This window comes from Ramlibacter sp. JJN2-2R (assembly GCF_057747835.1).
This window is the reverse complement of sequence record NZ_CM173226.1, coordinates 2,473,781-2,500,280: the sequence shown is the minus strand read 5'-3', so window position 1 is coordinate 2,500,280 and position 26,500 is coordinate 2,473,781. Positions and strand designations below refer to the sequence as shown.

Below are 26,500 nucleotides of genomic sequence, written 5' to 3'. Positions count from 1 at the left end.
GGGTCGGAAATGAAAAATGCCCGCGGCAGCGGGCATTCGGTGCTGGCTTGCGCCGAGGCGGCGATCAAGCAGCCTTTTCGGTCTTGGCCTTCTTGGCCTTCTTGGTCTTCTTGGCCTTCTTCTCGGCCTTGGCGGTGGCCTTGTCTTCCTTCTTGTCGGCCTTGGCGGCCGAAGCAGCCGGGGCGGCCGGGGCGGCCGGCGTCGCCGGGGTGGCGGGGGTCGCTTGCGCGAACACGGCGGCGGAGAACACGGTGGCCATCAGGGCGGCGAGGAGCTTGTTCATGGGTCAGTCCTTCAGAAAAAAATCAGGAAGATCTACTTCGGTGTCCTCCCAGGACACCCGGAAGGCCCATCCACAACGAGGCCCGCCACTGTCCGGTTGACATCGAGTGCGGGCGCCGGAAAAGAAAATGCCCGCCAGGGGCGGGCACTTGCTCGAAGGCGCCAGGAATTACTTCTTGGCTTCTTCCTTCTTCTCGACCTTGGCTTCGGCCTTGTCGGCCTTCTTCTCGGCCTTGGCTTCGGCCTTCTCGGCCTTCTTGTCGGCCTTGGCGACCTTCTTCTCTTCCTTCTTCTCGGCCTTGGCTGCCTTCTTGTCAGCCTTCGCTTCGGCCTTGGCTTCCTTCTTCTCGGCCTTGGCTTCGGCCTTCTCGGCCTTCTTCTCGGCCTTGGCTTCGGCCTTGGGGGCGGATGCGGCGGCGGCCGGGGCGGCCGTCTGCGCGAACGAAGCGGTAGCGAAGAAGGCGGCCACCAGGGCGGCAAGCAGCTTGGTCATTTCTATGTCCTTGATTTCAGTGGGTTTCGAAAATCACCTCCCGTCCCCGGGAAGCTCTACGGCAACGGGCGAGCCGGCTGATCGGTTGACAGGCGGCTTCGGGCGCGGCGTGGCGGGTCCTCCGAGCGTCCGGCGGCCCCGTGCGACGGGGCTAGAATCGCCCGGTTTGCCACGCGGGCAGAGCGCCCGATTCCACCTCCGGAGCTGTTTTTTCCATGTACCAGCACATCAAGGTGCCCAGCCAGGGCCAGAAGATCACCGTCAATGCCGACATGTCCCTGAACGTGCCGGACCAGCCGATCATTCCGTACATCGAGGGTGACGGCACGGGCATGGACATCACGCCCGTGATGCTCAAGGTGGTGGACGCGGCGGTGGCCAAGGCCTACGGCGGCAAGAAGAAGATCCACTGGATGGAGATCTACGCCGGCGAGAAGTCCACCAAGGTGTACGGCCCCGACGTCTGGCTGCCGGAAGAGACGCTCAAGGTCGCCCGCGAGTACGTCGTGTCGATCAAGGGTCCGCTGACCACCCCGGTGGGCGGCGGCATCCGCTCGCTGAACGTGGCCCTGCGCCAGGAGTTGGACCTGTACGTCTGCCTGCGCCCGATCCAGTACTTCAAGGGCGTGCCCTCGCCGCTGAAGGAGCCGGAGAAGACCAACATGGTCATCTTCCGCGAGAACTCCGAGGACATCTACGCCGGCATCGAGTACGAGGCGAACACGGACAAGGCCAGGAAGGTCATCAAGTTCCTGATCGACGAGATGGGCGTCAAGAAGATCCGCTTCCCGGAAACCTCGGCCATCGGCATCAAGCCGGTGTCGGTCGAGGGCACCGAGCGCCTGGTGCGCAAGGCGATCCAGTACGCGATCGACAACGACAAGCCCAGCGTCACCCTGGTGCACAAGGGCAACATCATGAAGTTCACGGAAGGCGGCTTCCGCGACTGGGGCTATGCCCTGGCCCAGAAGGAATTCGGCGCCCAGCCGATCGACGGCGGCCCGTGGTGCAAGTTCAAGAACCCGAAGACGGGCAAGGACATCGTCGTCAAGGACGTGATCGCGGACGCCTTCCTGCAGCAGATCCTGCTGCGTCCGGCCGAATACAGCGTGATCGCCACCCTGAACCTGAACGGCGACTATGTCTCCGACGCGCTGGCGGCGCAGGTGGGCGGCATCGGCATCGCCCCCGGCGCGAACCTGAGCGACTCGGTGGCCATGTTCGAAGCCACCCACGGCACGGCGCCCAAGTACGCCGGCAAGGACTACGTCAACCCGGGCTCGGAGATCCTGTCGGCCGAGATGATGCTGCGCCACATGGGCTGGACCGAGGCCGCCGACCTGATCATCAGCTCGATGGAAAAGTCGATCCTGTCCAAGAAGGTGACCTACGACTTCGCCCGCCTGATGGACGGCGCCACCCAGGTCAGCTGCTCGGGCTTCGGCCAGGTGATGATCGACAACATGTGAGCGCGCCGGGCGGCCGCGAGGCCGCTGCGCCCGTGGGCCCACCAAGGGCCAAGAAAAAAGCCGCCCCGGGGCGGCTTTTCCGTTTCGCGGCGGCGCCTATTTGGCCGAGGCGTCGGGCCGGCTGGCCGGGGCGTGGAACTGGGGCGCGCGGACCTTGGACTGGCGCCCCGGCCGCTCGGCCGCCGGCTGGGTCTGGATCGGCTGCACCTCGTCGGCATGGATGTTCTGCGCCAGCTGGCCCTTGGGCCCCTGGGTGATCTCGAACGTCACGCGCGAGCCCTGCTTGAGCGTCTTGAAGCCGTCCATCGCGATGGCGGAGAAATGCGCGAAGACGTCGGAGCCACCGCCGTCGGGCTCGATGAACCCGAAGCCCTTGGCATCGTTGAACCACTTGACAGTACCGGTCGCCATCGGAGGGCCCCCTTCTTCTTTCCCGAACTGAGCAGTGAGTGTCCGGGATTCAAGCTCGATCTGTCAATATTTTCACATACTAAAGTTTTGATGGCCCCGACGGGCGGCTTTGAGGCGAGCGCGCGCCCGCGAATGGAACAATGAAGCGCCGCGTCCGCTTCCCGGGTGCCGGCACGCGCTCCACGAGCGCCAGCCCGAAAGGGCCACGCCGGGGCGGTGATCGGACGTGCTTGAATGTGGGCCGACGGTCACCATTTGCTGATGGCGGTGCAGTGCGCAAGCCTGCTCGATAGAATGAATTTCATGGCAAGCAAACCCCCCGTGCCCGCACCGGTCGCCCCCGTGGCGCGACCGACGGAGGACGACGGCGGCTCCGTGGTGCTCGAGCGGCGGGCCCAGAAGACAAAACCACCGCAGATGTACCAGGTCGTCATGCTGAATGACGACTACACCCCGATGGAATTCGTGGTGGTGGTGATCCAGGAGTTCTTCAACAAGGACCGCGAGACCGCGACGCAGATCATGCTCAAGATCCATCTCGATGGAAAAGGCATCTGTGGCGTGTATTCGCGTGACGTCGCCGCGACGAAGGTCGAGCAGGTGCAGGAGGCCGCCCGCCAGGCGGGCCACCCGCTGCAGTGCGTCAGTGAACCCGTGGAGTAAAACGGGGTCGAAACGGCAAGCTATCAGGAAGCAAGGCAGAAGGAATTTTCATGATTGCCCAGGAATTGGAAGTCAGCCTCCACATGGCGTTCGTGGAGGCGCGCCAGCAGCGCCACGAGTTCATCACCGTGGAACACCTGCTGCTTGCCCTGCTGGACAATCCCAGCGCGGCGGAGGTGCTGCGCGCGTGTTCCGCCAACATCGATGACCTGCGCAAGTCGCTGTCCAACTTCATCAAGGACAACACGCCGCAGGTCGCCGGGACGGACGACGTCGACACCCAGCCCACACTGGGTTTCCAGCGCGTGATCCAGCGCGCCATCATGCATGTGCAGTCCACCGGCAACGGCAAGAAGGAAGTCACCGGCGCCAACGTGCTGGTGGCCATCTTCGGCGAGAAGGACTCGCACGCGGTGTACTACCTGCACCAGCAGGGCGTCACGCGCCTGGACGTGGTGAACTTCATCGCGCACGGCATCAAGAAGAGCGATCCGCCCGAGCCCGCCAAGAGCGGCGAGTCCTCGTCCGGCGACGGCGAGGAAGGCGGCGAGAAGAACGAGAAGGCCTCGCCGCTCGAGCAGTTCACCGTCAACCTCAACCAGCAGGCCAAGGACGGCAAGATCGATCCGCTGATCGGCCGCGAGTACGAGGTCGAGCGGGTCATCCAGATCCTGTGCCGCCGGCGCAAGAACAACCCGCTGCTGGTGGGCGAGGCCGGCGTGGGCAAGACGGCCATCGCCGAGGGCCTGGCCTGGCGCATCGTGCAGAAGGACGTGCCGGAGATCCTGGCCGAGTCCAGCGTGTACTCGCTCGACATGGGCGCGCTGCTGGCGGGCACCAAGTACCGCGGCGATTTCGAGCAGCGCCTGAAGGGCGTGCTCAAGTCGCTGAAGGACAAGCCCAACGCGATCCTGTTCATCGACGAGATCCACACCCTGATCGGGGCCGGCGCGGCCTCGGGCGGCACGCTGGACGCGTCCAACCTGCTCAAGCCGGCGCTCTCCAGCGGCCAGTTGAAGTGCATCGGCGCGACCACGTTCACCGAGTACCGCGGCATCTTCGAGAAGGACGCGGCGCTGTCGCGGCGCTTCCAGAAGGTCGACGTCGTCGAGCCCAGCGTGGAGCAGACCATCGAGATCCTCAAGGGTCTGAAGTCGCGCTTCGAGGAGCACCACAGCGTCAAGTACGCGGCCAACGCCCTGCAGGCGGCGGCCGAGCTGTCGGCCAAGTACATCAACGACCGACACCTGCCCGACAAGGCCATCGACGTGATCGACGAGGCCGGCGCGGCGCAGCGCATCCTGCCGGTGAGCAAGCGCAAGAAGACGATTTCCAAGACCGAGGTCGAGGAGATCGTGGCCAAGATCGCCCGCATCCCGCCGGCCAACGTGTCCAACGACGACCGCGGCAAGCTGCAGACGATCGAGCGCGACCTGAAGTCGGTCGTGTTCGGGCAGGACAAGGCGCTGGAGGTGCTGGCCAGCGCCGTGAAGATGGCGCGCTCGGGCCTGGGCAAGGGCGACAAGCCGATCGGCTCGTTCCTGTTCTCCGGTCCCACCGGCGTCGGCAAGACCGAGGCGGCCAAGCAGCTGGCGTACATCATGGGCATCGAGCTGATCCGCTTCGACATGTCCGAGTACATGGAGCGCCACGCGGTGTCGCGCCTGATCGGCGCGCCTCCGGGCTACGTGGGCTTCGACCAGGGCGGCCTGCTCACCGAGGCCATCACGAAGAAGCCGCACGCGGTGCTGCTGCTCGACGAGATCGAGAAGGCGCACCCGGACATCTTCAACGTGCTGCTGCAGGTGATGGACCATGGCACGCTGACCGACAACAACGGGCGCAAGGCCGACTTCCGCAACGTCATCATCATCATGACGACGAACGCGGGCGCCGAGACCATGAACAAGGCGACCATCGGCTTCACCAACCCGCGCGAGTCGGGCGACGAGATGGCCGACATCAAGCGCCTGTTCACGCCGGAGTTCCGCAACCGCCTGGACGCGATCGTGAGCTTCAAGGCGCTTGACGAGCAGGTCATCCTGCGCGTGGTCGACAAGTTCCTGCTGGTGCTGGAGCAGCAATTGGCCGAGAAGAAGGTGGAGGTCACCTTCACCGACAAGCTGCGCAAGCACCTGGCCAAGAAGGGCTTCGATCCGTTGATGGGCGCGCGGCCGATGCAGCGCCTGATCCAGGACACGATCCGGCGCGCGCTGGCCGACGAGCTGCTGTTCGGCCGGCTCACCGAAGGCGGCCGCCTGACGGTCGACCTGGACGACAAGGACGAGGTGCTGCTGGACATCCAGCCGCTGCCGAAGAAGGAAGGCAAGTCCAAGCCGGAGCCGGAGGAGATCTCCAGCGACCAGTGAGGCCCGGCCTCACCCGCGAAGAAGCCGCCCCCTGGGGCGGCTTTTTTCCTGGTTCGCTCAGGCGCCGAGCAGCTTCACGATCTGGCGCCAGTGCGCCGGCTCGACGGGCGTGATCGACAGGCGATTGCCCTTGCGCAGGACGAGCAGGTCCTCCAGCCCGGGCGTCGCGCGCAGCTCGGGCAGGGTGAGGTTGCGCGTCTTGCGTTCGACCTGCACGTCCACCAGCACCCAGCGCGGCGACTCGCGTTTCGACTCGGGGTCGTGGTAGGGCGACGTCGGGTCGAACTGCGTGGGGTCCGGGTAGGGCGTGGAGGCCACGCGCGCGATCCCGACGATGCCCGGCTCCGCGCAGCTGGAGTGGTAGAACAGCACGCCGTCGCCGACGCGCATCTGGTCGCGCATGAAGTTGCGGGCCTGGTAGTTGCGCACGCCGGTCCACGGCACGGTCGACTTCGGCGCGGCCAGCGCGTCGTCCACGGACACCTCGTCGGGCTCGGACTTCATCAGCCAGTAGTGCATGACGATTCTCCTCAGGCCAGCATTCTGGCGGCGAGCGACCTGGCCGCCGGTCCCACCAGGCCGGCGCCCGTGAGCACGAGCAAGGCGCTCACGACGCGCAGCACCGCCACGCGCGAGAGCGGCGGCGGGTACCGGCGCAGCAGCCAGGTGATCGCCATCGCCGTCGGCACGGCGACCACGCAAAGCAGCAGGGACGCGCGGCTGAACTGGCCGCTCGCGAGGACCAGCCCCAGCCGCAGCAGCGCGCTGGTGGCCAGCGTGGCCACCAGCGTGTCGCGCACTTCCTCCATGCTCAGCGGTTGCCGGTAGAACTGGTAGACGAGCGGCGGCCCCGAAGCGGAGAAGAGGCCGCCGAGCACGCCCGAGACGACGCCGATCGCGGTGAAGGAACGGTTGGACGAGCGCCGGGGCAGCGGCTCGGTGCGCAGCAGCACCACGAGCGCGCACGCGATGATGGTCAGGCCCAGCAGCAGCTTGAGCACGGTGACCAGGCCGGCGCTCAGCCAGGCCAGCAGGGCCACGCCCGCGGTCACGCCGATGACCGTGCCAGCGGCCGTGGACCGGACCATCTGCACGTTCACTCCGCGTCGCGCGGGCCCGCGCAGCGCCGTGACCGCGCTCGCCAGGGACAGCACCGTGGCCACGTTCGCGACGTCGGCCAGCGGCGCCAGGTCGAACAGTCCCGTCAGGCCGAGCAGGACCAGCGCCATCGCGAAACCGGTGATGCTCTGCGCGCTGCTGGCCACCACCACGCAGAGCAGGAAGGCGGCGAGCTGCCAGCCGGTCATCGCGGGCACGGGGCAATGCCGTGGCAGGCGCGGGAGGACAGGCGAAGCGTCGGCCCCGCTGGGCATGTGGGTTCATCCGTGGCGGCGCAAGCGGCCCTGGCCGGGCGCCGCGCCACCGTCACTTCCTGCAAGTCATCCGCGTGCGCCATGGCGCCCGATTATGGGCGCAGGCGGATGGGGTCCTACCAGCCCCTGGAGTCGAGGTAGGCCTTGAGGTAACGGGCGACGACGTCGGCGCCGGAGCCCGTCAGGTGGATGTCGTCGAAGCGCAGCGAGGAGGAGGGCACGTCGGCCTGGAACTCGGTGACCTGCTGCGGGTTGGACGGGTCGTACTGCGCCACCATGAAGGTGCGGATGTCGAGCCAGTGGCCGGCATAGGTGGCAGCCAGGTCCCGGTTCAGCTGCATGATGATGTCGTAGGTCGCCGTGCCCCGCGGCGCATCGGCCGCGTTGTTGATCACCGACAGCACGACGAAGCGATCGTTGCCGGGCGCGAGCAGCGCGACACTGGCGGCCAGGTCCGCCTTGATCTGCGCGGCGGCCGTCGTCGGGTCGAGGCGCACGTTGTTGTGCCCGGTCCAGAGGATCGTGGTCGCGTTGCGGTACTGCGTGTCGTCCGTCTCGTGGGCCAGGATCATCGAGGAGGTCTCGCCGGGGAAACCGCCGTCGTGCACCTCGCGCCCGCCGTAGAGCGGCACGAGGGCGCGCACCACCGGGGGCGTGAGCGAATCGCCCCACATCGCCACCGGCCCGGTGAAAGGCGCGGAGGCCACCGGAGGGGCCGCGGTGGATGTGCTGCCCCCGGAAGGCGGCACGGGGGCGGGCGCCGGCGCGGGTGCGCTGGCGACCGTGGCCTCGCCGCCGCCTCCACCGCCACAGCCGCCCAGCAGCAAGCCGGCCACCCACGTGGCCGCGTCACGTCTGTTCATTCCAACTCCAGAATGGATTCACTGCGCGCATTCTTGAGGCGGGCCCGCTGCGCGTGTGTAAGCCGGAGCGAGCTGTGTAGCCGGGCGTGATGGATGAGGTCGGCGCTGTTCCTAGAATGAGGCCATGGAACGAACACATCGGGTCGCAGTCATGGGTGCCGGCGCCGTCGGCTGCTACTTCGGCGGCATGCTGGCGCGTGCCGGCCACCAGGTCGCGCTCATCGCGCGTCCGCAGCATGTCGAGGCCATCCGGCGTGACGGGCTGCGGATGGAGACCCGCACCTTCGACGAGCGGGTGCGCGTGGCGGCCAGCACCGACGCTTCGGCCGCGCGCGGTGCCTCGCTGGTGCTGTTCTGCGTCAAGTCCATGGACACCGAGGCCGCCGGGGCCCAGCTGCGCGAGCACCTGGCGCCCGATGCGCTGGTGCTGTGCCTGCAGAACGGCGTGGACAACGCCGAGCGCTTGCGCGGCGTGCTGCCGCCGCGGCAGGTCGCCGCCGCCGTCGTGTACGTGGCCACCGAAATGGCCGGGCCAGGCCACCTGAAGCACCACGGCCGCGGCGAGCTCGTCATCGAGCCTTCGGCGCGCAGCGAGGAGTTCGCGGCCGTGCTGGCGGATGCGGGCGTGCCCACGGAGGTGTCCGCCAACGTGCGCGGCGCGCTGTGGGCCAAGCTCGTCCTCAACTGTGCCTACAACGCCGTCTCCGCCATCGCCCAGCGGCCCTATGGCGAGAACGTCCGCAGCCCGGGGATCCCGCAGGTGATGAGCGACGTCGTCGCCGAATGCCTGTCGGTGGCGCGCGCGGAAGGGGTGGAGATCCCGGGCGACATCGACGCGGCGATCCGCAAGATCGCCGAGAGCATGCCGACCCAGTTCTCGTCGACGGCGCAGGACCTCGCGCGCGGGCGGCCGAGCGAGATCGACTACCTGAACGGCCTGATCGTGCGCCGAGGCCAGGCGCTGGGCATTCCCACGCCGGTCAACCGGGCGCTGTGGGCGCTGGTCAAGCTGCTCGAGAGCAAGCCGCCGGCCGCGCGCGGTTGAGCGCTAGAGCCGCGCCAGCCGGTCCAGCGCGGTCCGCAGCGTCTCGTCCTTCTTGGCGAAGCAGAAGCGCACCACGCGCTGGTCGAAGCCGTCGCCATAGAACGCCGACAGCGGGATGGCGGCCACGCCCAGCTCACGCGTGAGCCATTGGCAGAACTCGTCCTCGCGCAGATCGCTGACGGCCGAGATGTCGACGCACTGGAAGTAGGTCCCCTCGCTCGGCAGCAGCCGCAGGCGGGTGCGCGCCAGCCCTTCGCGGAACAGGTCGCGCTTGCGCTGGTAGAAGGCCGGCAGCTCCAGGTAGGGCTGCGGGCTCGCCATGTACTCCGCCAGCCCGTGCTGCACCGGCGTGTTCACCGTGAACACGTTGAACTGGTGCACCTTGCGGAACTCGCCGGTGAGCATCGCCGGGGCGGCGACGTAGCCGACCTTCCAGCCGGTGACGTGGTAGGTCTTGCCGAAGCTCGAGACGATGAAGCTGCGCGCCGCCAGCGCGGGAAAGCGGGCCGCGCTCTGGTGCGGCTGGCCGTCGAACACCATGTGCTCGTAGACCTCGTCGCTGATCACGAGCACGTCGGTGGGCGCGAGCAGCTCCTGCAGGCGCAGCATCTCGGCGGCCGTCCACACGGTGGCGCTCGGGTTGTGGGGCGAGTTGATCAGGATCGCCCGCGTGCGCGGCGACAGCGCCGCGGCGATGCGGTCGAAGTCGGGCCGGAACGTGCCGGGAACGAGCGGCACGCGCACCACGGTGCCGCCGGCCAGCTCGATGTTGGGCACGTAGCTGTCGTAGCACGGCTCCAGGACGATGACCTCGTCGCCCGGCCGGACCACCGCCAGGATGGCGGTGATGATGGCCTGCGTCGCGCCGGCGGTGATGGTGATCTCGGTGGCCGCGTCGTAGCGGCGGCCGTACATCGCCTCGATCTTGCCGGCCACGGCCTCCCGCAGCGACGGCACGCCGGCCATCGGGGGGTACTGGTTCAGGCCCCGCGCCATCGCGCCGCTGACGGCCTGCACCAGCTTCGGATCGCATTCGAAGTCCGGAAATCCCTGGCCCAGGTTGACGGCGCCGGTCTCGGTCGCCAGGGCGGACATGACGGTGAAGATGGTGGTGCCGACGGCGGGCAGCTTGGTGGTGACCGGCGGCGTGCGCGCGGCGGGTGAATCAGAGCTCATAGTCGTTCGCATGGCCGGTCATGGCCCTGGCGATCAGGTTGCGGTCCAGCCGGTCGGACAGGAGTTCGGCGAACCGGTAGACGAAGTTGCGCAGGTACGCGCCGCGCTTGAACGCGACGCGCGCGATGTTCTGGCCGAACAGGTGGCCCAGCGGGCGCATCGCGAGGTCCGCGTTCTGCGGATCGTCGCGCACCGCCATTTCCGCCACGATGCCCACCCCCAGCCCGAGCCGCACGTAGGTCTTGATCACGTCGGAGTCGATCGCCTCGAGGGCGATGCGCGGCTGCAGCTTGCGCTGCGCGAACGCGCTGTCGATGCGCGTGCGGCCGGTGAAGGACGGGTGGTAGGTGATGATGGGCTCGGCCGCCAGGTCCTCGAGGCTGATGCGCTCCTTGTCGGCCAGCGGGTGCCCTTGCGGCATGACCAGCACGTGCTGCCACTCGTAGCAGGGCATCGTGACGAGCTCCTGATAGTCGGCGAGCGACTCCGTGGCCACGCCGATCTCGGCCACTTCGTCGATCAGCATGCGGGCCACCTGGTCGGGGGAGCCCTGGTGCAGGCTGATGTTCACTTTCGGGTAGGCCTCGCGCAGGCGGGCCACCGGCACGGGCAGCACGTAGCGGGCCTGGGTGTGCGTGGTCGCGATGGACAGGGTGCCGCTGTCCTGCGCGCTGAACTGCTCGCCGATGCGCTTGAGGTTGCCCACCTCGCGCATGATCAGCTCGATGCTGCGCAGCACGTGCTGGCCGGGCTCGGTGATGCGCTTGAGCCGCTTGCCATGCCGGGCAAAGATCTCGACGCCCAGTTCCTCCTCGAGCTCGATGATGGCCTTGGACACCCCGGGCTGCGACGTGTGCAGCGCCTTGGCGGCCTCCGTCAGGTTGAGGTTGCGTCGCGCAGCCTCCTGGACGAACCGGAACTGGTGCAGGTTCATACCTTATTTCATCTAAAAGGTGTGAGCCAATTATGCCAAATTGAATTAAGCCTGTTGCAGTGCAAGATGCGCCAGCAGGTCCAGGACCGCCGGCGATTCGCCGACCGCGGGGGCCGCCTGGATCGAGATGGCCGGGTGCCGCGCCCGGGCCGCTTCCAGCCGTGCCGGCAGGTCCTCGCGCGCGTGCTTGCCGACGCCCAGGAACATGGGGAAGACCAGGATCCGCTGGGCGCCCTGCGCCACCAGGTTGTCGATCGCTGCCGGCAGGTCGGGCGCCTGCAATTCGAGGAAGGCGCACGCCACCGCGGCGCCGGGATCGATGGACCGGATGCGGGCGGCCACGGCATCCATCGGTTCGCGCCAGGCGGGGTCGCGCGAGCCGTGGCCGAAGACGACGATGCCGCGCTTCACCGCCGCAGCACCAGCCAGCTGAAGGCCGCCAGCGACAGCAGCGTGTAGAGCAGGCCCGGCGCCGCGGCCGTGAGCCAGGGCCACCAGTCGCGCAGGTTGCCCACGTAGCCGAAGACGTTGTTCAGCAGGAAGAAGCTGATGCCGATCAGGACCCCGCCGAACACATAGGTGGTGATGCCCCCGGAGCGGAAGTGCAGGTAGGCGAAGGGCAGGGCCAGCACCACCATCACCAGGCAGCTGAGGGGGTAGAACACCTTGCGCCAGAACTCGATCTCGTAGCGCTGCGACGTCTGGCCGTTCTGCTCCAGGTGGCGGATGTACTGGAACAGGTCGATGGTCCCCATGCGATCGGGCTTGAGCAGCGCCACCGACACCATCTCGGCGTTGATCTCCGTCGGCCAGCGCAGCGTGGGCTGGGCCGTGCGGGCCACCTTCGGCGCGCCGCCCTCGCCCTGGAAAGTGGTGCGCTGCGCGTCGTGCAGCAGCCAGGCACCGCCGCTGAAGTTGGCGCGCGCCGCCTGCGTCATGCTGACCAGGAAGCCCCGTTCGTCGGCTTCGAAGATGCGCACCGCCTGCATCGAGCCGTCGGGCGCGAGCGCGCCGACGTTGACGTTGAAGGTCGAAGCCGACTGCCTCTCCTTGAGCCAGGCGCCGGTCTGGCCGATGCTGATGCGGCCCTGGTAGCGCGCGCGCAGCAGCTGCGCCGCGCGGTCGGCGGCGGGCGCCACATAGTCGCCGACGGCGAACGTGAGCAGCGCGAACACCACGCCCAGGGCGAGCAGGGTGCGCAACGCCCGGCCGGGCCCCAGGCCGCTGGTGCGCAGGATGGTGTACTCCGAACTCTGCGCCAGCCGCGCCATCACGAAGATCGTGCCGATCAGGACCGCGATCGGCAGCAGTTCGTACAGGTGGCTGGGCACCATCAGGGTCACGTACAGCAGCGCCTGCGTCAGCCGGTACGGCGTCACGCCCTTGCCGACGTTGGGCAGCTCGTCGACGAAGTCGAAGAAGAAGAACAGGGCCAGGAAGCCGGCGGCGACGAACACCACCGACGCGAGCACTTCGCGGTAGACCAGGCGGCGGATGGTCCTCATGCGCCCACCTGCGCGGCCGCCGCCTGCTTGCGCCGCCATGGCCAGGCCCAGTTGTTGTGCTGCTTGGCGAGCCACAGGGCCGCGGCGGCGAAGGTGCCGCCGTGCAGGGCCAGCATGAAGGGCAGGAACGCGGTGCGGCCGCCGCTGATCCAGCTCTGGCCCAGGTTGAGGAGGTTGTAGTAGACGACGAAGGCGAACAGCGCGAACACGAGGTTGCCGCTGCGCCCGGCCCGCGGGTTGACGCTCGAGACGGTGATGGCGATCACGATGAAGTTGAAGGCGGCCAGCGCCATGCCCATGCGCCAGGCCAGCTCGCCCAGGTTCGGGTTGGTGGGATCGACGACGAGGCGGGCGGTCGACAGCGTCTTGGCGGGCGCGCTGTCCTGCGGGCCGAGCTCGGCCGCGCCGACGCGGTTGCCCAGCTCGTTGAACTCGCTCACGCGCAGCTCGCGGCCGTCGAGGCTGCTTTCCACGCGCTGGCCGTTGGACAGCAGCAGGAACTGGCTGTCGCCTTCGGTGACCACCCGGCCGGTGCGCGCCGAGGTGATGGTCTGGTGCCCGCGCTCGGTGGTCGAGATGAAGATGTTCTTGCCCGACTTGTTGTCGGGCGTCTCCTTGTCGAGGAAGAAGACGCGGGTGCCGCTGGCCGACTCCTGGAACTGGCCCGGCGCCACGCGCTCGAGGTCGCCGCGGCTGCCGTAGCGGTCCTTCAGGTCCTGGGTCTGCTGGTTCGCCCAGGGCCAGATGACGAGGGCGAGCACCGTCACCCCGGCGAGGATCGGCCAGGCGAATCCGAACAGGGGGCGCACCAGGGACGACAGGCCGCGCCCGGCCGAGAACCAGATGACCATCTCGCTGTCCGTGTACATGCGCGAGAGCGTGCCCACGATGGCGATGAAGAGCGACAGGGTCAGGATGGGCGGCAGGTAGCCGAGGACCGTGTAGCCCATGACCATCATGACTTCCTGCGGGTTGACGCTGCCCCGGTTGGCCTGGCCCAGCGTGCGGATCAGGGTCATGGTCATGACGATGGTGACCAGCACGACCAGCGTCGCGCCGAAGCTGCGCGCCAGTTCTTTGCGCAATGACGAATGGAATAACATCGGCGCCGACCCGCGATTCGCGACAAACAACGGATTATGGACTTCGAACTCAAGACCCTCGACCCCGCCGACGCATGCCGCCAGAAATGCGATGCCCTCGTGGCCCTCGTCACCGACGACGCCCGCGGCGGCTCCGATCCGCTGTCGCGCCTCGTGGATGACGCCCGCAAGTCGGGCGACCTGGACACCAAGCCGGGCAAGCTGCTGCAGGCCTGGCGCGTCGAGGGCATCGCGGCCAAGCGCGTGGTGATCGCGGGCGCCGGCGACGGCACCGGCAAGCGGGTGCAGTCCGCCGTGCAGGCCGCCATGGGGGCCCTGCGCACCAAGGGCGTCAAGCGCCTGTTGATCTGCCTGCCTGCGGGCGCCGGCGACGACGCCGTGCGGGCCGCCGTCTCGGCCACCGCCGAGACGAGCTACGTCTACGTGACCACCAAGTCCAAGCCCGAAGGGCGCGAACTGGAGCGCGTGACGATCGCCGTCCAGGCCAGCGCCAACGTGCACAAGGACGCCTTCGAGACCGCCCGCGGCATGGCCGTCGGCATCGAGTTCGCCCGCGAGATGGGCAACCTGCCTCCGAACCTGGCCACGCCCACCCGGCTGGGCGACGAGGCCAAGAAGCTGGCCAAGGCGCACGGCTTCCGCTGCGAAGTGATGGGTCCCAAGGAGGTCGAGCGCCTGGGCATGGGCTCCTTCATGGCGGTGGCGCGCGGTTCCGAGGAGCCGCTGCGCTTCATCGTGCTGCAGCACCGCGGCGCGCCCGACTCGCAACCCCCGGTGGTGCTGGTGGGCAAGGGCATCACGTTCGACAGCGGCGGCATCTCGATCAAGCCGGCTCCGGAGATGGACGAGATGAAGTTCGACATGGCCGGCGCGGCGAGCGTGCTGGGCACGTTCCGCGCCCTCGGCGAGCTCAAGCCCAGGCTGAACGTGGTGGGCATCATCCCGGCCTGCGAGAACCTGCCGGACGGCCGCGCGATGAAGCCGGGCGACGTCGTCACCAGCATGAGCGGCCAGACCATCGAGGTGCTGAACACCGACGCCGAGGGCCGGCTGATCCTGTGCGATGCCCTGACCTATGCCGAGCGGTTCAAGCCGCGCGCCGTGGTGGACATCGCCACGCTCACGGGCGCCTGCGTGATCGCGCTGGGCGGCGTGCGCAGCGGCCTGTTCGCCTCCGACGACGCGCTGGCCCAGGCCCTGCAGGCCGCCGGCGACGCGGCGTTCGACCTGTGCTGGCGCATGCCGCTCGACGACGAGTACGGCGAGGGCCTGAAGACCAACTTCGCCGACATGGCCAACGTCGCCGGCCGGCCGGCCGGTTCGGTGACGGCCGCCAAGTTCCTGCAGCGCTTCGCGGGCAAGTACCCGTGGGCGCACCTGGACATCGCCGGCACGGCCTGGAAGGGCGGCGCGGCCAAGGGCTCCACGGGTCGCCCCGTCGGCCTGCTGGTGCAGTACCTGCTGTCGCAGCAGGGCGCCACAGCCGCAGCGGGCAAGGGCGCCGCCAAGCCCGCCGCGAAGGCCGCCAAGCCGGCCAAGCCGGCCAAGACGGCCCGCCGCAAGGCCGCGGCCTGAGTGGCATGACCGAGATCGCGTTCCACGTCAACACGCAGGACAAGGTGGGCTATGCCTGCCGGCTCCTGCGCAAGGCCTGGGCCGCGGGCTCCCGCGTGGTGGTGACCGGCGACCCCGAACTGCTGCGCGAGCTGGACGTGTCGCTCTGGACCTTCAGCGCGCTCGATTTCGTGCCGCACGTGTACGGCGCCGCGCAGCCGCTCGCGGCGCGCACGCCCATCGTGCTGAGCGAGACGGCGCAGGGCGCGCCCCACCTCGACGTGCTGCTCAACCTGGGCCTCGAGGTGCCCGAGGGGTTCGAGCGGTTCGAGCGCCTGATCGAGATCGTCTCGGACGAGCAACACGACCTGCAGCAGGGGCGCCTGCGCTGGCGGCACTACGCCAGCCGCGGCTATGCGCTGCGGCGCCACGACCGGGCGGAGGCACGCTGATGGCGCAGCGCACGCCGCCTCGCAACGTGCCCACCCTCACCGAGGTGGTGCAGGGCGCGCGAGCGGTTTCGGCCGCCGACCGGCTCGCCGAGGAGCAGCTGGTCCACCGCATCATGCAGCGCATCGACCTCACGCTCGATCGCCGGCTGCGCGAGGCCATCGCAAGCGTGGTGCTCGAGCACAGCAGGCAGCTGGCGCCTGCGCTGCGCGAGGAAATCGAGGCGGTGGTCACCACCGCCGTGTCCGAGGCCCTGGCCGAGGAACTCACGCCAGGACGCGGCCCCGCCGGGGACCGCTGACTCCCCCGTTGCACCTCCGTTCGCACGCGTGGCTCGTCGTGCGCTAACCCCTATGGTCCGGGCCCGGAAATTGCGATATGTTCCCGCCCGTTGAGTCACGCTATCTCAACCAAATTCCACTTTCGGAGGTGTTATGCAAATGAAGTTGAAGCTGACCGTGGCCGCCATCGCGGCCCTTTGCGGCCTTGCCTCGGCGCAGGACGTGCAGGTCGTCAAGATCGGCCACGTGGCTCCCATGTCGGGCCAGCAGGCGTCCTACGGCAAGGACAACGACAACGGCGTTCGCATGGCCATCGAGGACCTGAACGCGCAGAACGTCACCATCGGGGGCAAGAAGGTCCGGTTCGAGATCCAGACCGAGGACGACGCCGCCGACCCGAAGCAGGGCACGGCCGCCGCCCAGAAGCTGTGCGACGCCAAGGTCAACGGCGTGGTCGGCCACCTCAACTCCGGCACCACCATCCCCGCCTCCAAGGTCTACAACGACTGCGGCATCCCGCACGTGACCGGCGCGGCCACCAACCCGAACCTCACGAAGCCGGGCTACAAGACCACGTACCGCATCATCGCCAACGACAACGCGCTGGGCGCCGGCCTGGCCCTGTATGCGGCCGACGGCCTGAAGCTCAAGAAAGTGGCCATCATCGACGACCGCACCGCCTACGGCCAGGGCGTCGCCGAGGTGTTCAAGAAGACCGCCCAGTCCAAGGGCATGCAGGTGGTGGACGAGCAGTTCACCAACGACAAGGCCACCGACTTCATGTCGATCCTGACCGCGGTCAAGGCCAAGAACCCCGACGCCATCTTCTACGGCGGCATGCACCCGCAGGCCGCGCCCATGCTGCGCCAGATGGAGCAGCTGGGCATGACCAACGTGAAGTACTTCGGCGGCGACGGCATCTGCACGCAGGAGATCATCCAGCTGGTGCAGGGCGCCAAGACCCTGGGCAACGTGGTCTGTGCCGAAGGCGGCGCGTCGCTCGCCAAGATGCCCGGCGGCGAGGCCTGGAAGAAGCGCTACGACGCCAAGTACCCCGGCCAGTTCCAGGTGTACAGCCCGTACACCTACGACGCCACGATGGTGCTGGTGGACGCCATGAAGCGTGCCAACTCCGCGGATCCGAAGGTCTACACGGCCAAGCTGGCCCAGACCAGCTACAAGGGCGTCACCGCCAACATCCAGTTCGAGCCCAACGGCGAGCTGAAGAACCCCGCGATGACGCTGTACGTCTATCGTGACGGCAAGAAGGTGCCCCTGAACTGATCGCGCCTGCGTTCCGCGAAGGGCCGCCCGCAAAGGCGGCCTTTTTTCTTGCGCTTCCCGGGCTGCGTCCGGTGCGTTGAACAGGCAGGATCCACGTCGTTTCGCTCGATTTTCAAGCTGTAGTACGACCAGCTCTCTTCTTGTCGGCGCCGTCCTACAACCCGCGCCGGCATTGGCTTTGCGGGGCATCGGGGCATGGCCGAGGTTGCCTCATCCGTCCGAAATCACTACGCTGGCCGACCGCCCGTCCATGTGACGGGTGCTTACGTATTGGGGACGAACAAATGGAAGTCTTGGCGAAACTCCCGGTCACGGAGCAGCGAGAGAGCGAGCTCAAGCTCATGCTCAAGGCGCTGGGTGCCTATCGCCGTGGCGAAAGCGGCGTCACGCTGCCGACGGACTGGGATGGCCTCTACGGAAAGATCGCGGCCGAGTTCAACGAACTCAGTGCCCAGACCGCGCGCACCAGCCACAAGCTCAAGTCGGTCGAGACGGTCTCCCGGCTGGGCGGCAAGGCGAGCCGGCGCATCACCGACGACAAGCTCAGCGGCTTCTGGCAGGACAACGTCGCGTCGATCAACGTGCTGGTCGACGAGCTCGATGTCTCGAGCGAGAACACCCGGGCGCTGCTGAAGGCGCTGACCGAGCTCAAGCGCGGCAGCGTCAAGGCGCAGCTGCCGGCCGACTGGTCGGGCATCTTCGGCAAGGTCGCCGACGCCTTCAACGACGTCGTGGGCGAGAACGTCCGCATCTCGCAGGAGCTGGCGCGCCTGTCGCGCGTGGTCGGCAAGGAGGGCAAGCTGAAGGAGCGGGCCCAGATGCACAACGCCAGCGGCTTCTGGCGGGAGTCCGCGGAATCCATCAACTCGCTGATCGGGGACCTGGTGCACCCGACGTCGGAAGTGGCGCGGGTGATCGGCGCGGTGGCCCAGGGCGACCTGTCCAAGTCGATGGCGCTGGAGGCCGACGGCCGGCCGCTGGAAGGCGAGTTCCTGCGCACCGCGATGATCATCAACAAGATGGTGCAGCAGCTGGGCACCTTCGCCGCCGAAGTGACGCGGGTGGCGCGCGAGGTGGGCACCGAGGGCAAGCTGGGCGGCCAGGCCGACGTGCAGGGCGTGGCCGGCACGTGGAAGGACCTGACCGACTCGGTGAACTTCATGGCGTCGAACCTGACCTCGCAGGTGCGCAACATCGCCGACGTGACGACGGCCGTGGCGGCCGGCGACCTGTCCAAGAAGATCACGGTGGACGTCAAAGGCGAGATCCTGGAGCTGAAGAACACCATCAACACGATGGTGGACCAGCTGTCCTCCTTCGCCTCGGAAGTGACGCGGGTGGCGCGCGAGGTGGGCACCGAGGGCAAGCTGGGCGGCCAGGCCGACGTGCAGGGCGTGGCCGGTACCTGGAAGGACCTGACCGAATCCGTGAACTCGATGGCCGGCAACCTGACGGCCCAGGTGCGCAACATCGCGGACGTCACCAAGGCCGTGGCGGCCGGCGACCTGTCCAAGAAGATCACGGTGGACGTGAAGGGCGAGATCCTGGAGCTGAAGAACACCATCAACACGATGGTGGACCAGCTGCGGTCGTTCGCTTCGGAAGTGACGCGGGTGGCGCGCGAGGTGGGCACCGAAGGCAAGCTGGGCGGCCAGGCCGACGTGCAGGGCGTGGCCGGCACGTGGAAGGACCTGACCGATTCGGTGAACTCCATGGCCGGCAACCTGACGGCCCAGGTGCGCAACATCGCCGAGGTGACGACGGCCGTGGCGGCCGGCGACCTGTCCAAGAAGATCACGGTGGACGTGAAGGGCGAGATCCTGGAGTTGAAGAACACCATCAACACCATGGTGGACCAGCTGCGGTCGTTCGCTTCGGAAGTGACGCGGGTGGCGCGCGAGGTGGGCACCGAAGGCAAGCTCGGTGGCCAGGCCGACGTGCAGGGCGTGGCCGGCACGTGGAAGGACCTGACGGACAACGTGAACTTCATGGCCGGCAACCTGACGGCCCAGGTGCGCAACATCGCGGACGTGACCAAGGCGGTGGCGGCCGGCGACCTGTCCAAGAAGATCACGGTGGACGTGAAGGGTGAGATCCTGGAGTTGAAGAACACCATCAACACGATGGTGGACCAGCTGTCCTCGTTCGCATCGGAAGTGACGCGCGTGGCGCGGGAGGTGGGCACCGAGGGCAAGCTGGGCGGCCAGGCGGACGTGCAGGGCGTTGCCGGCACGTGGAAGGACCTGACCGACTCGGTGAACTTCATGGCGTCCAACCTCACCGCGCAGGTGCGGAACATCGCGGATGTGACGACGGCCGTGGCGGCCGGCGACCTGTCCAAGAAGATCACGGTGGACGTGAAGGGCGAGATCCTGGAGCTGAAGAACACCATCAACACCATGGTGGACCAGCTGCGGTCGTTCGCTTCGGAGGTGACGCGGGTGGCGCGCGAAGTGGGCACCGAGGGCAAGCTGGGCGGCCAGGCCGACGTGCAGGGCGTGGCCGGCACGTGGAAGGACCTGACCGACTCGGTGAACTCCATGGCCGGCAACCTGACGGCCCAGGTGCGCAACATCGCCGACGTGACCAAGGCGGTGGCCACCGGCGACCTCTCGAAGAAGATCACGGTGGACGTGAAGGGCGAAATCCTGGAGTTGAAGAACACCATCAACACGATGGTGGACCAGCTGTCCTCCTTCGCCTCGGAGGTGACGCGGGTGGCGCGCGAGGTGGGCACCGAGGGCAAGCTGGGCGGCCAGGCGGACGTGAAGGGCGTGGCCGGCACGTGGAAGGACCTGACGGACAACGTGAACTTCATGGCCGGCAACCTGACGGCCCAGGTGCGCAACATCGCCGACGTGACCAAGGCGGTGGCGGCCGGCGACCTCTCGAAGAAGATCACGGTGGACGTGAAGGGCGAGATCCTGGAGTTGAAGAACACCATCAACACGATGGTGGACCAGCTGCGATCGTTCGCCGCCGAGGTGACGCGCGTGGCGCGCGAGGTGGGAACCGAAGGCAAGCTCGGTGGCCAGGCCGACGTGCAGGGCGTGGCCGGCACGTGGAAGGACCTGACCGAGTCGGTCAACTCCATGGCGTCCAACCTCACGGTGCAGCTGCGCGACGTGTCCAAGGTGGCCACGGCCATCGCCATGGGCGACCTGACGCAGAAGATCACGGTGGACGTGCGCGGGGAGATCCTGCAGATCAAGGACGTGATCAACACCATGGTGGACCAGCTCTCGTCGTTCGCGGCGGAAGTGACGCGGGTGGCGCGCGAGGTGGGCACCGAGGGCAAGCTGGGTGGCCAGGCCGACGTGCAGGGCGTGGCCGGCACGTGGAAGGACCTGACCGAGTCGGTCAACTCCATGGCCTCCAACCTCACGGTGCAGCTGCGCGACGTGTCCAAGGTGGCCACGGCCATCGCCATGGGGGACCTGACGCAGAAGATCACGGTGGACGTGCGCGGGGAGATCCTGCAGATCAAGGACGTGATCAACACCATGGTGGACCAGCTGCGCTCGTTCGCCGCCGAAGTGACGCGGGTGGCGCGCGAGGTGGGCACCGAGGGCAAGCTGGGCGGCCAGGCCGACGTGCAGGGCGTGTCGGGCACGTGGAAGGACCTCACGGACAACGTGAACTTCATGGCCGGCAACCTGACGGCCCAGGTGCGCAATATCGCGGACGTGACCAAGGCGGTGGCCGCCGGCAACCTGTCCGAGAAGATCACGGTGGACGTCAAGGGCGAGATCCTGGAGCTGAAGAACACCATCAACACGATGGTGGACCAGCTGTCCTCCTTCGCCTCGGAAGTGACGCGCGTGGCGCGCGAGGTGGGCACCGAAGGGCGCCTCGGCGGCCAGGCCCAGGTGAAGGGCGTGGCCGGCACTTGGAAGGACCTGACGGACAACGTGAACTTCATGGCCGGCAACCTGACCTCGCAGGTGCGAGGCATCGCCAAGGTGGTGACCGCCGTGGCCAACGGCGACCTGCAGCAGAAGCTGACCGTGGAGGCCAAGGGCGAGATCGCCGCGCTGGCCGAGACCATCAACTCCATGACCGACACGCTGGCCACCTTCGCCGACCAGGTGACCACGGTGGCGCGCGAGGTGGGTGTGGAAGGCAAGCTGGGCGGCCAGGCCAAGGTGCCGGGCGCCTCGGGCACCTGGAAGGGCCTGACCGAGAACGTGAACCAGCTGGCCGCCAACCTCACCACGCAGGTGCGCGCGATCGCCGAGGTGGCCACCGCCGTGACGCAGGGCGACCTGACCCGCTCCATCACGGTGGAGGCGCAGGGCGAAGTGGCCGCGCTGAAGGACACGATCAACGAGATGATCTCGAACCTGCGCGACACCACGCAGCTGAACACGGAGCAGGACTGGCTCAAGACCAACCTGGCCAAGTTCTCGCGGATGCTGCAGGGCCAGCGCGACCTGGTGGCGGTGGGCCACCTGATCCTGTCGGAACTCGCCCCCGTGGTGGGCGCGCAGCAGGCCGAGTTCTACGTGCTGCGCTACACCCAGGACATGCCCAAGCTGCGCCTGATGGCCAGCTACGCGTCCGACGGCCACGGCTCCTACGGCAAGGAAGTGGACCTGGGTGAAGGGCTGGTCGGCCAGTGCGCGTTCGACAAGAAGAAGGTCCTGCTCACCTCCAACATCCCGGAGAGCCTGCGCATCTCCTCGGGCCTGACGCACATGGCGCCGATGAACGTGCTGGTGCTGCCGATCATCTTCGAAGGGCAGGTGCGCGGCGTGGTCGAACTCGCCTCCCTGGAGCGCTTCAACCCGACGCACCAGCAGTTCCTGGACCAGCTGACGGAATCGATCGGCATCGTGATCAACACGATCGAGGCCAACATGCGCACCGAGGACCTGCTGACGCAGTCGCAGTCGCTCGCGCAGGAGCTCCAGAGCCGCCAGCAGGAACTGCAGCAGACCAACGAGGAGCTGCAGGAGAAGGCGCGGCTGCTCGTGCACCAGAACCACGAGGTGGAGCGCAAGAACCAGGAAGTGGAGCAGGCCCGCCAGGCGCTGGAGGAAAAGGCCAAGCAGCTGGCGCTGACGTCCAAGTACAAGTCCGAGTTCCTGGCGAACATGTCGCACGAGCTGCGCACGCCGCTCAATTCGCTGCTGATCCTGTCGGACCAGCTGTCGAAGAACCCGGAGGGCAACCTCTCGGGCAAGCAGGTGGAATTCGCCAAGACGATCCACTCGTCCGGCAACGACCTGCTGATGCTGATCAACGACATCCTGGACCTGTCCAAGATCGAGTCGGGGACGGTGGCGGTGGACGTCAGCGAGCTGCGCCTGTCCGACCTGCAGCTGTACGTGGAGCGCACGTTCCGCCACGTCGCCGAAGCCAAGAACGTGGAGTTCGTCATCCACACCGGCGTGCAACTGCCCACCGCGGTGGTCACGGACGTCAAGCGCCTGCAGCAGATCCTGAAGAACCTGCTGTCGAACGCCTTCAAGTTCACCCACCAGGGCAACGTCACGCTCACCATCGAGGAGGTGGTCACCGGCTGGAGCTCGGACCACGAGGACCTCAACCGGGCCCAGCAGGTCATCGCCTTCGCGGTGTCGGACACCGGCATCGGCATCTCGGGCGACAAGCAGCAGATCATCTTCGAGGCTTTCCAGCAGGCCGACGGCTCCACCAGTCGCAAGTACGGCGGCACCGGCCTGGGCCTGGCGATCAGCCGCGAGCTGTCCAAGCTGCTCGGCGGCGAGATCCGGCTCGCGAGCGCGCCGGGGCAGGGCAGCACGTTCACCCTGTACCTGCCGGTGCACTACCCGTCCACCCGCAGCACGCGCAGGACGAGTTCGCTCGCCAGCAGCGACGCCACGCTGCCGCCGCCCGCGACGGCGCGCCGCCTGCCGCCCAAGCCGGCGCAGGAGATCGCCGATGCGCAGGAGCGGGCCGCCGTCGACGCGTCGGCGCTGGTGCGCAACGAGGCCGACGACGACCGCGACAACATCCAGGAGGGCGACCTCGTCCTGCTGATCGTCGAGAACGACCTGGCCTTCGCGCGCTTCCTGCTCGACGCGGCGCGGGCCAAGGGCTTCAAGGGCCTGGTCACGTCGATGGGAGCCGGCGCGCTCACCTTCGCCAACCAGTTCCAGATCGCGGCCATCACGCTGGACATGTACCTGCCCGACATGGACGGCTGGCGCGTGCTCGACCGGCTGAAGCAGGACTTCATCGCGCGGCACATCCCGGTGTGCGTGGTCTCGACGGACGACTCCAAGGAGCGGGCCTTCCGCGGCGGCGCGATCGCGTTCCTGGAGAAGCCGATCCAGTCCAAGGACCTGCTGGACGCGATGCTGGACAAGCTGCGCTCCTATGCCTCGCGCAAGCAGCGCAACGTCCTGGTCGCCATGAAGGAGACCGCGGCGCGCAACGAGCTGGTCGGCCTGCTCGAAGGCGACAACGTCACCACCGTGGTGGTCAAGGGCGCCGACAAGTTCGTCGAGGCGCTGGACGGCACCCGCTTCGACTGCGTGGTGCTGGACGACGCCTTCGGCAAGCTCGACACCGCGCAGGTGCGGCATGCCCTGGGGGCCCAGGCCACGCTCGGTCCGCTGCCGCTGCTGCTCTATCGCAATGCGGTCGCCGGCGACGGCAGCCGCTTCGCCTGGCACTCCGACGACCTGGTGACGGTGCGCGAAGTGCACTCCGTCCCGCAGCTGTACGACGGCGCCCTGCTGGCGCTGCACCAGCCCGTGGGCCAGCTTCCCGAGGCGCGGCGCGCGATGCTCGAGGACACCATCTCCTCGTCCAAGCCGCTGGCCGGCAAGCGCGTGCTGATCGTCGACGACGACATGCGCAACATCTTCGCGCTGGCGACGGTGCTCGAGGAGCACGCGATGGACATCGTGTGGGCCGACAACGGCCGCGAGGCGATCAGCCGCGTGGCCAACGACCCGCAGATCGAGATCGTGCTGATGGACATCATGATGCCGGAGATGGACGGCATGGCCACCATGAAGGAGATCCGCAAGCTGCCGCAGGGCAAGAACCTGCCGATGATCGCGGTGACCGCCAAGGCCATGAAGGGCGACCGCGAGAAGTGCATCGAGGCGGGCGCCTGGGACTACCTGTCCAAGCCCGTCAACACGCAAGACCTGCTGACCGTGCTGAGGGCGTGGCTCCACCAGTGACAACCAAAATCAACGCCGAAGCCCAGGCCGCCCTGCAGGAGCGGGAGAAGGCGAACATCCTCGTCGTCGACGACCTGCAGGAAAAGCACGTCGTCTTCCGCACCATCCTGGACGAACTGGGCGAGAACATCATCAGTGCCCGCTCGGGCAAGGAAGCGCTGCGCTACGTCCTCGAGATGGAGTTCGCCGTGATCCTGCTGGACGTCAACATGCCCGACATCGACGGGCTCGAGACGGCCAGCCTGATCCGCCACTACAAGAAGTCGGCCCAGACGCCGATCGTGTTCATCACGGCCTACGTCGACGAGCTGCAGGCCAAGCGGGGCTACGCGCTCGGTGCGGTGGACTACATCCCCTCGCCGGTGGTGCCGGAGGTGCTGCGCTCCAAGGTGCGCGTCTTCGTCGAGCTGTACCGGATGAACCGGCAGCTGCAACTGCGCGCCGCCGAGCGCGAGGCCCTCGCCCGCTCGGAGGCGGCGCGGGCCGCGGCGGAGGAATCCATCCAGCGCGCCGACTTCCTGGCCGAGGCGAGCCGGGTGCTGTCCCGCTCGCTGAACCTCGACGAAACCGTCGCCGCCGTGCAGGACCTGTGCGTGCCGGTGCTCGGCGACCGCGCCATCCTCGGCCTGGCCGACAAGGAGGGCGGCATGCGCCGCCTGGAGATGCACCCGGCGCCCAGGGCCGACGACGGCGAGGCGTTCAGCCCCGGCTTGCGAGCGGCGTCCGACGAGGCGATCCGCGACAAGCAGTTCCGCCTGTGGCGCAACGAAGGCCGGGCGGCCGCCATCTGCCCGTTGATGGCCGGCGACGAGCCGCGCGGCGTCCTGGTGCTGCTGGGCGACGAGGCGCGCTTCGACGCTGCCCACGTCGCTTTGATTCGCGAGGTGGCCAGCCGCGCCGCCATCGCGATGGAGAACGCGCGCCTGTACACCGCGGTCCAGGAGGCCGACCGCCGCAAGAACGAGTTCCTGGCCATGCTGGCGCACGAGTTGCGCAATCCGCTGGCGCCGATCCGCAACGCCGTGCACATCATGCAGGGGGCGGACGTGGCGGTCGCGACGATGCACTGGGCCCGCGACGTGATCAGCCGCCAGGCCGACCACATGGCGAGGCTGATCGACGACCTGCTGGACGTCTCGCGCATCGTGCAGGGCAAGGTGGTCGTCAAGCCCGAGTGCCTGACGCTCGTGTCGCTGATCGAGCGCACCGCCGAGGCGACCATGCCCAAGCTGGAGTCGCGCGGCCAGCAGCTGCACGTCGAACTGCCGGACGAACCGGTCGCCGTCGAGGGCGACCCGGTGCGCCTGGCGCAGGTGCTGTCGAACCTGATCAACAACGCCTCGAAGTTCTCGCCGCCCAACACGCAGGTCGTGCTGCGCGCGGCGTTCCGGGACGGCAGGGTGGTCATCACGGTGAAGGACTGCGGCAGCGGCATCGACCCGGCATTCCTGCCGCACATCTTCGACCTGTTCGCCCAGGCCGACCAGTCGCTCGACCGGTCGCAGGGCGGGCTGGGGATCGGACTCACGCTCGTCAAGCACCTGGTCGAGCTGCATGGCGGCGCCGTCGAGGCGCACAGCGAAGGACTTGGAAAGGGAACCGAAGTGTCCGTCACGTTGCCTGGGGCGCTGGCCCAGCAGGAAGAGGAGAGGGCGGCGCCCGCCGTGCTGGCGCGCCCCGCCGCGGCGCCGGAGCGCCCGTCGCGCATCCTGGTGGTCGATGACCTGATGGCGTCCGCCGAGACGCTGATGACCCTGCTGGAAATGGAAGGGTTCGAGGTGAAGGTCGCCAACGAAGGCATGGCGGCCCTGCGCATCGCGCAGGAGTTCCGCCCAGACGTGGTGCTGCTCGACATCGGGCTGCCCGGCATGAACGGCTTCGAGGTCGCGCACCAGCTGCGCAACCAGCCCGCTTCGCAGGACGCGCTGCTCATCGCCCTCACCGGCTACGGCGAGGCGGAAAGCCGCGCCCGTTCCGCGCAGGCGGGGTTCGATTTCCACATGGTCAAGCCGGCCGACGTCGACCTGTTGCTGCAGATGATCGCCAACCCGCAGCGCACCCGGCGGGCCAAGGCGGCTTGAG

The 26,500-nt window shown here is 68.0% G+C and carries 21 protein-coding genes; 10 read left to right on the top strand and 11 right to left on the bottom strand.

Going from position 1 to position 26,500, the window contains the following annotated elements:
- Positions 1 to 64 precede the first annotated feature (64 nt).
- Positions 65 to 283: a hypothetical protein gene (locus AC3ANR_RS12150; RefSeq protein ID WP_488288370.1), complete on the bottom strand. Its 219-nt coding sequence runs from the start codon at positions 281 to 283 to the stop codon at positions 65 to 67.
- Positions 284 to 451: 168 nt separating this feature from the next.
- Entirely contained in the window at positions 452 to 775 is a 324-nt protein-coding gene (locus AC3ANR_RS12145; protein WP_488288369.1) for a hypothetical protein, read from the bottom strand.
- Between the two features lie 215 nt (positions 776 to 990).
- On the opposite strand from AC3ANR_RS12145, the gene icd reads away from it, so the two are divergent.
- Complete coding sequence (gene icd / locus AC3ANR_RS12140; protein ID WP_488288368.1) at positions 991 to 2,244, top strand: NADP-dependent isocitrate dehydrogenase; 1,254 nt, start codon at positions 991 to 993, stop codon at positions 2,242 to 2,244.
- 96 nt (positions 2,245 to 2,340) lie between these two features.
- Here the strand turns inward: icd and AC3ANR_RS12135 are convergent, their stop codons facing one another.
- Positions 2,341 to 2,655, bottom strand: a complete 315-nt coding sequence (locus tag AC3ANR_RS12135; protein WP_488288367.1) for a cold-shock protein — start codon at positions 2,653 to 2,655, stop codon at positions 2,341 to 2,343.
- Positions 2,656 to 2,949: 294 nt separating this feature from the next.
- On the opposite strand from AC3ANR_RS12135, the gene clpS reads away from it, so the two are divergent.
- A complete protein-coding gene (clpS, locus tag AC3ANR_RS12130; RefSeq protein ID WP_488291798.1) occupies positions 2,950 to 3,318 on the top strand; it encodes an ATP-dependent Clp protease adapter ClpS in 369 nt (122 codons plus the stop codon).
- Between the two features lie 50 nt (positions 3,319 to 3,368).
- Positions 3,369 to 5,687, top strand: coding sequence for an ATP-dependent Clp protease ATP-binding subunit ClpA (gene clpA / locus AC3ANR_RS12125; RefSeq protein ID WP_488288366.1), 2,319 nt, complete (start codon positions 3,369 to 3,371; stop codon positions 5,685 to 5,687).
- A gap of 57 nt (positions 5,688 to 5,744) precedes the next feature.
- Here the strand turns inward: clpA and AC3ANR_RS12120 are convergent, their stop codons facing one another.
- From AC3ANR_RS12120 to AC3ANR_RS12110, 3 genes are all read right to left on the bottom strand, one after another.
- Positions 5,745 to 6,206, bottom strand: coding sequence for an EVE domain-containing protein (locus AC3ANR_RS12120; RefSeq protein WP_488288365.1), 462 nt, complete (start codon positions 6,204 to 6,206; stop codon positions 5,745 to 5,747).
- Positions 6,207 to 6,217: 11 nt separating this feature from the next.
- Positions 6,218 to 6,994, bottom strand: coding sequence for a TSUP family transporter (locus AC3ANR_RS12115; RefSeq protein WP_488291797.1), 777 nt, complete (start codon positions 6,992 to 6,994; stop codon positions 6,218 to 6,220).
- Between the two features lie 182 nt (positions 6,995 to 7,176).
- Positions 7,177 to 7,923 (bottom strand): SGNH/GDSL hydrolase family protein, encoded by a 747-nt coding sequence (locus AC3ANR_RS12110; RefSeq protein WP_488288364.1) that lies wholly within the window; start codon positions 7,921 to 7,923, stop codon positions 7,177 to 7,179.
- 124 nt (positions 7,924 to 8,047) lie between these two features.
- Between AC3ANR_RS12110 and AC3ANR_RS12105 the strand changes: the two genes are divergently transcribed.
- Positions 8,048 to 8,968 (top strand): ketopantoate reductase family protein, encoded by a 921-nt coding sequence (locus AC3ANR_RS12105; protein WP_488288363.1) that lies wholly within the window; start codon positions 8,048 to 8,050, stop codon positions 8,966 to 8,968.
- 3 nt (positions 8,969 to 8,971) lie between these two features.
- Here AC3ANR_RS12105 and AC3ANR_RS12100 read toward each other — a convergent pair whose 3' ends face one another.
- From AC3ANR_RS12100 to lptF, 5 genes are read right to left on the bottom strand one after another with little or no spacing between them, the layout of a single operon-like run.
- Positions 8,972 to 10,144: a pyridoxal phosphate-dependent aminotransferase gene (locus AC3ANR_RS12100; protein WP_488288362.1), complete on the bottom strand. Its 1,173-nt coding sequence runs from the start codon at positions 10,142 to 10,144 to the stop codon at positions 8,972 to 8,974.
- Positions 10,134 to 11,078: a CysB family HTH-type transcriptional regulator gene (locus AC3ANR_RS12095; RefSeq protein WP_488288361.1), complete on the bottom strand. Its 945-nt coding sequence runs from the start codon at positions 11,076 to 11,078 to the stop codon at positions 10,134 to 10,136. The genes AC3ANR_RS12100 and AC3ANR_RS12095 overlap by 11 nt, the downstream gene beginning before the upstream one ends.
- A 45-nt stretch (positions 11,079 to 11,123) precedes the next feature.
- Positions 11,124 to 11,489, bottom strand: coding sequence for a sirohydrochlorin chelatase (locus tag AC3ANR_RS12090; protein WP_488288360.1), 366 nt, complete (start codon positions 11,487 to 11,489; stop codon positions 11,124 to 11,126).
- Entirely contained in the window at positions 11,486 to 12,583 is a 1,098-nt protein-coding gene (gene lptG, locus AC3ANR_RS12085; RefSeq protein ID WP_488288359.1) for an LPS export ABC transporter permease LptG, read from the bottom strand. The genes AC3ANR_RS12090 and lptG overlap by 4 nt, the downstream gene beginning before the upstream one ends.
- A complete protein-coding gene (gene lptF, locus AC3ANR_RS12080; RefSeq protein WP_488288358.1) occupies positions 12,580 to 13,686 on the bottom strand; it encodes an LPS export ABC transporter permease LptF in 1,107 nt (368 codons plus the stop codon). Before lptF ends, lptG begins: the two co-directional genes overlap by 4 nt.
- A gap of 36 nt (positions 13,687 to 13,722) precedes the next feature.
- On the opposite strand from lptF, the gene AC3ANR_RS12075 reads away from it, so the two are divergent.
- From AC3ANR_RS12075 to AC3ANR_RS12050, 6 genes are all read left to right on the top strand, one after another.
- Positions 13,723 to 15,261, top strand: a complete 1,539-nt coding sequence (locus AC3ANR_RS12075; protein WP_488288357.1) for a leucyl aminopeptidase — start codon at positions 13,723 to 13,725, stop codon at positions 15,259 to 15,261.
- 5 nt (positions 15,262 to 15,266) lie between these two features.
- On the top strand, positions 15,267 to 15,692 hold the full coding sequence (locus AC3ANR_RS12070) for a DNA polymerase III subunit chi (RefSeq protein WP_488288356.1): 426 nt from the start codon (positions 15,267 to 15,269) through the stop codon (positions 15,690 to 15,692).
- Positions 15,692 to 15,991, top strand: coding sequence for a hypothetical protein (locus AC3ANR_RS12065; protein WP_488288355.1), 300 nt, complete (start codon positions 15,692 to 15,694; stop codon positions 15,989 to 15,991). Before AC3ANR_RS12070 ends, AC3ANR_RS12065 begins: the two co-directional genes overlap by 1 nt.
- 133 nt (positions 15,992 to 16,124) lie before the next feature.
- Complete coding sequence (locus AC3ANR_RS12060; protein ID WP_488288354.1) at positions 16,125 to 17,255, top strand: branched-chain amino acid ABC transporter substrate-binding protein; 1,131 nt, start codon at positions 16,125 to 16,127, stop codon at positions 17,253 to 17,255.
- A 341-nt stretch (positions 17,256 to 17,596) separates the two neighbouring features.
- The gene (locus AC3ANR_RS12055) at positions 17,597 to 24,418 is read left to right on the top strand and encodes a HAMP domain-containing protein (protein WP_488291796.1); all 6,822 of its coding nucleotides are present in this window, start codon (positions 17,597 to 17,599) and stop codon (positions 24,416 to 24,418) included.
- Positions 24,415 to 26,499, top strand: a complete 2,085-nt coding sequence (locus AC3ANR_RS12050) for an ATP-binding response regulator (RefSeq protein WP_488288353.1) — start codon at positions 24,415 to 24,417, stop codon at positions 26,497 to 26,499. The genes AC3ANR_RS12055 and AC3ANR_RS12050 overlap by 4 nt, the downstream gene beginning before the upstream one ends.
- Position 26,500: the final 1 nt, after the last annotated feature.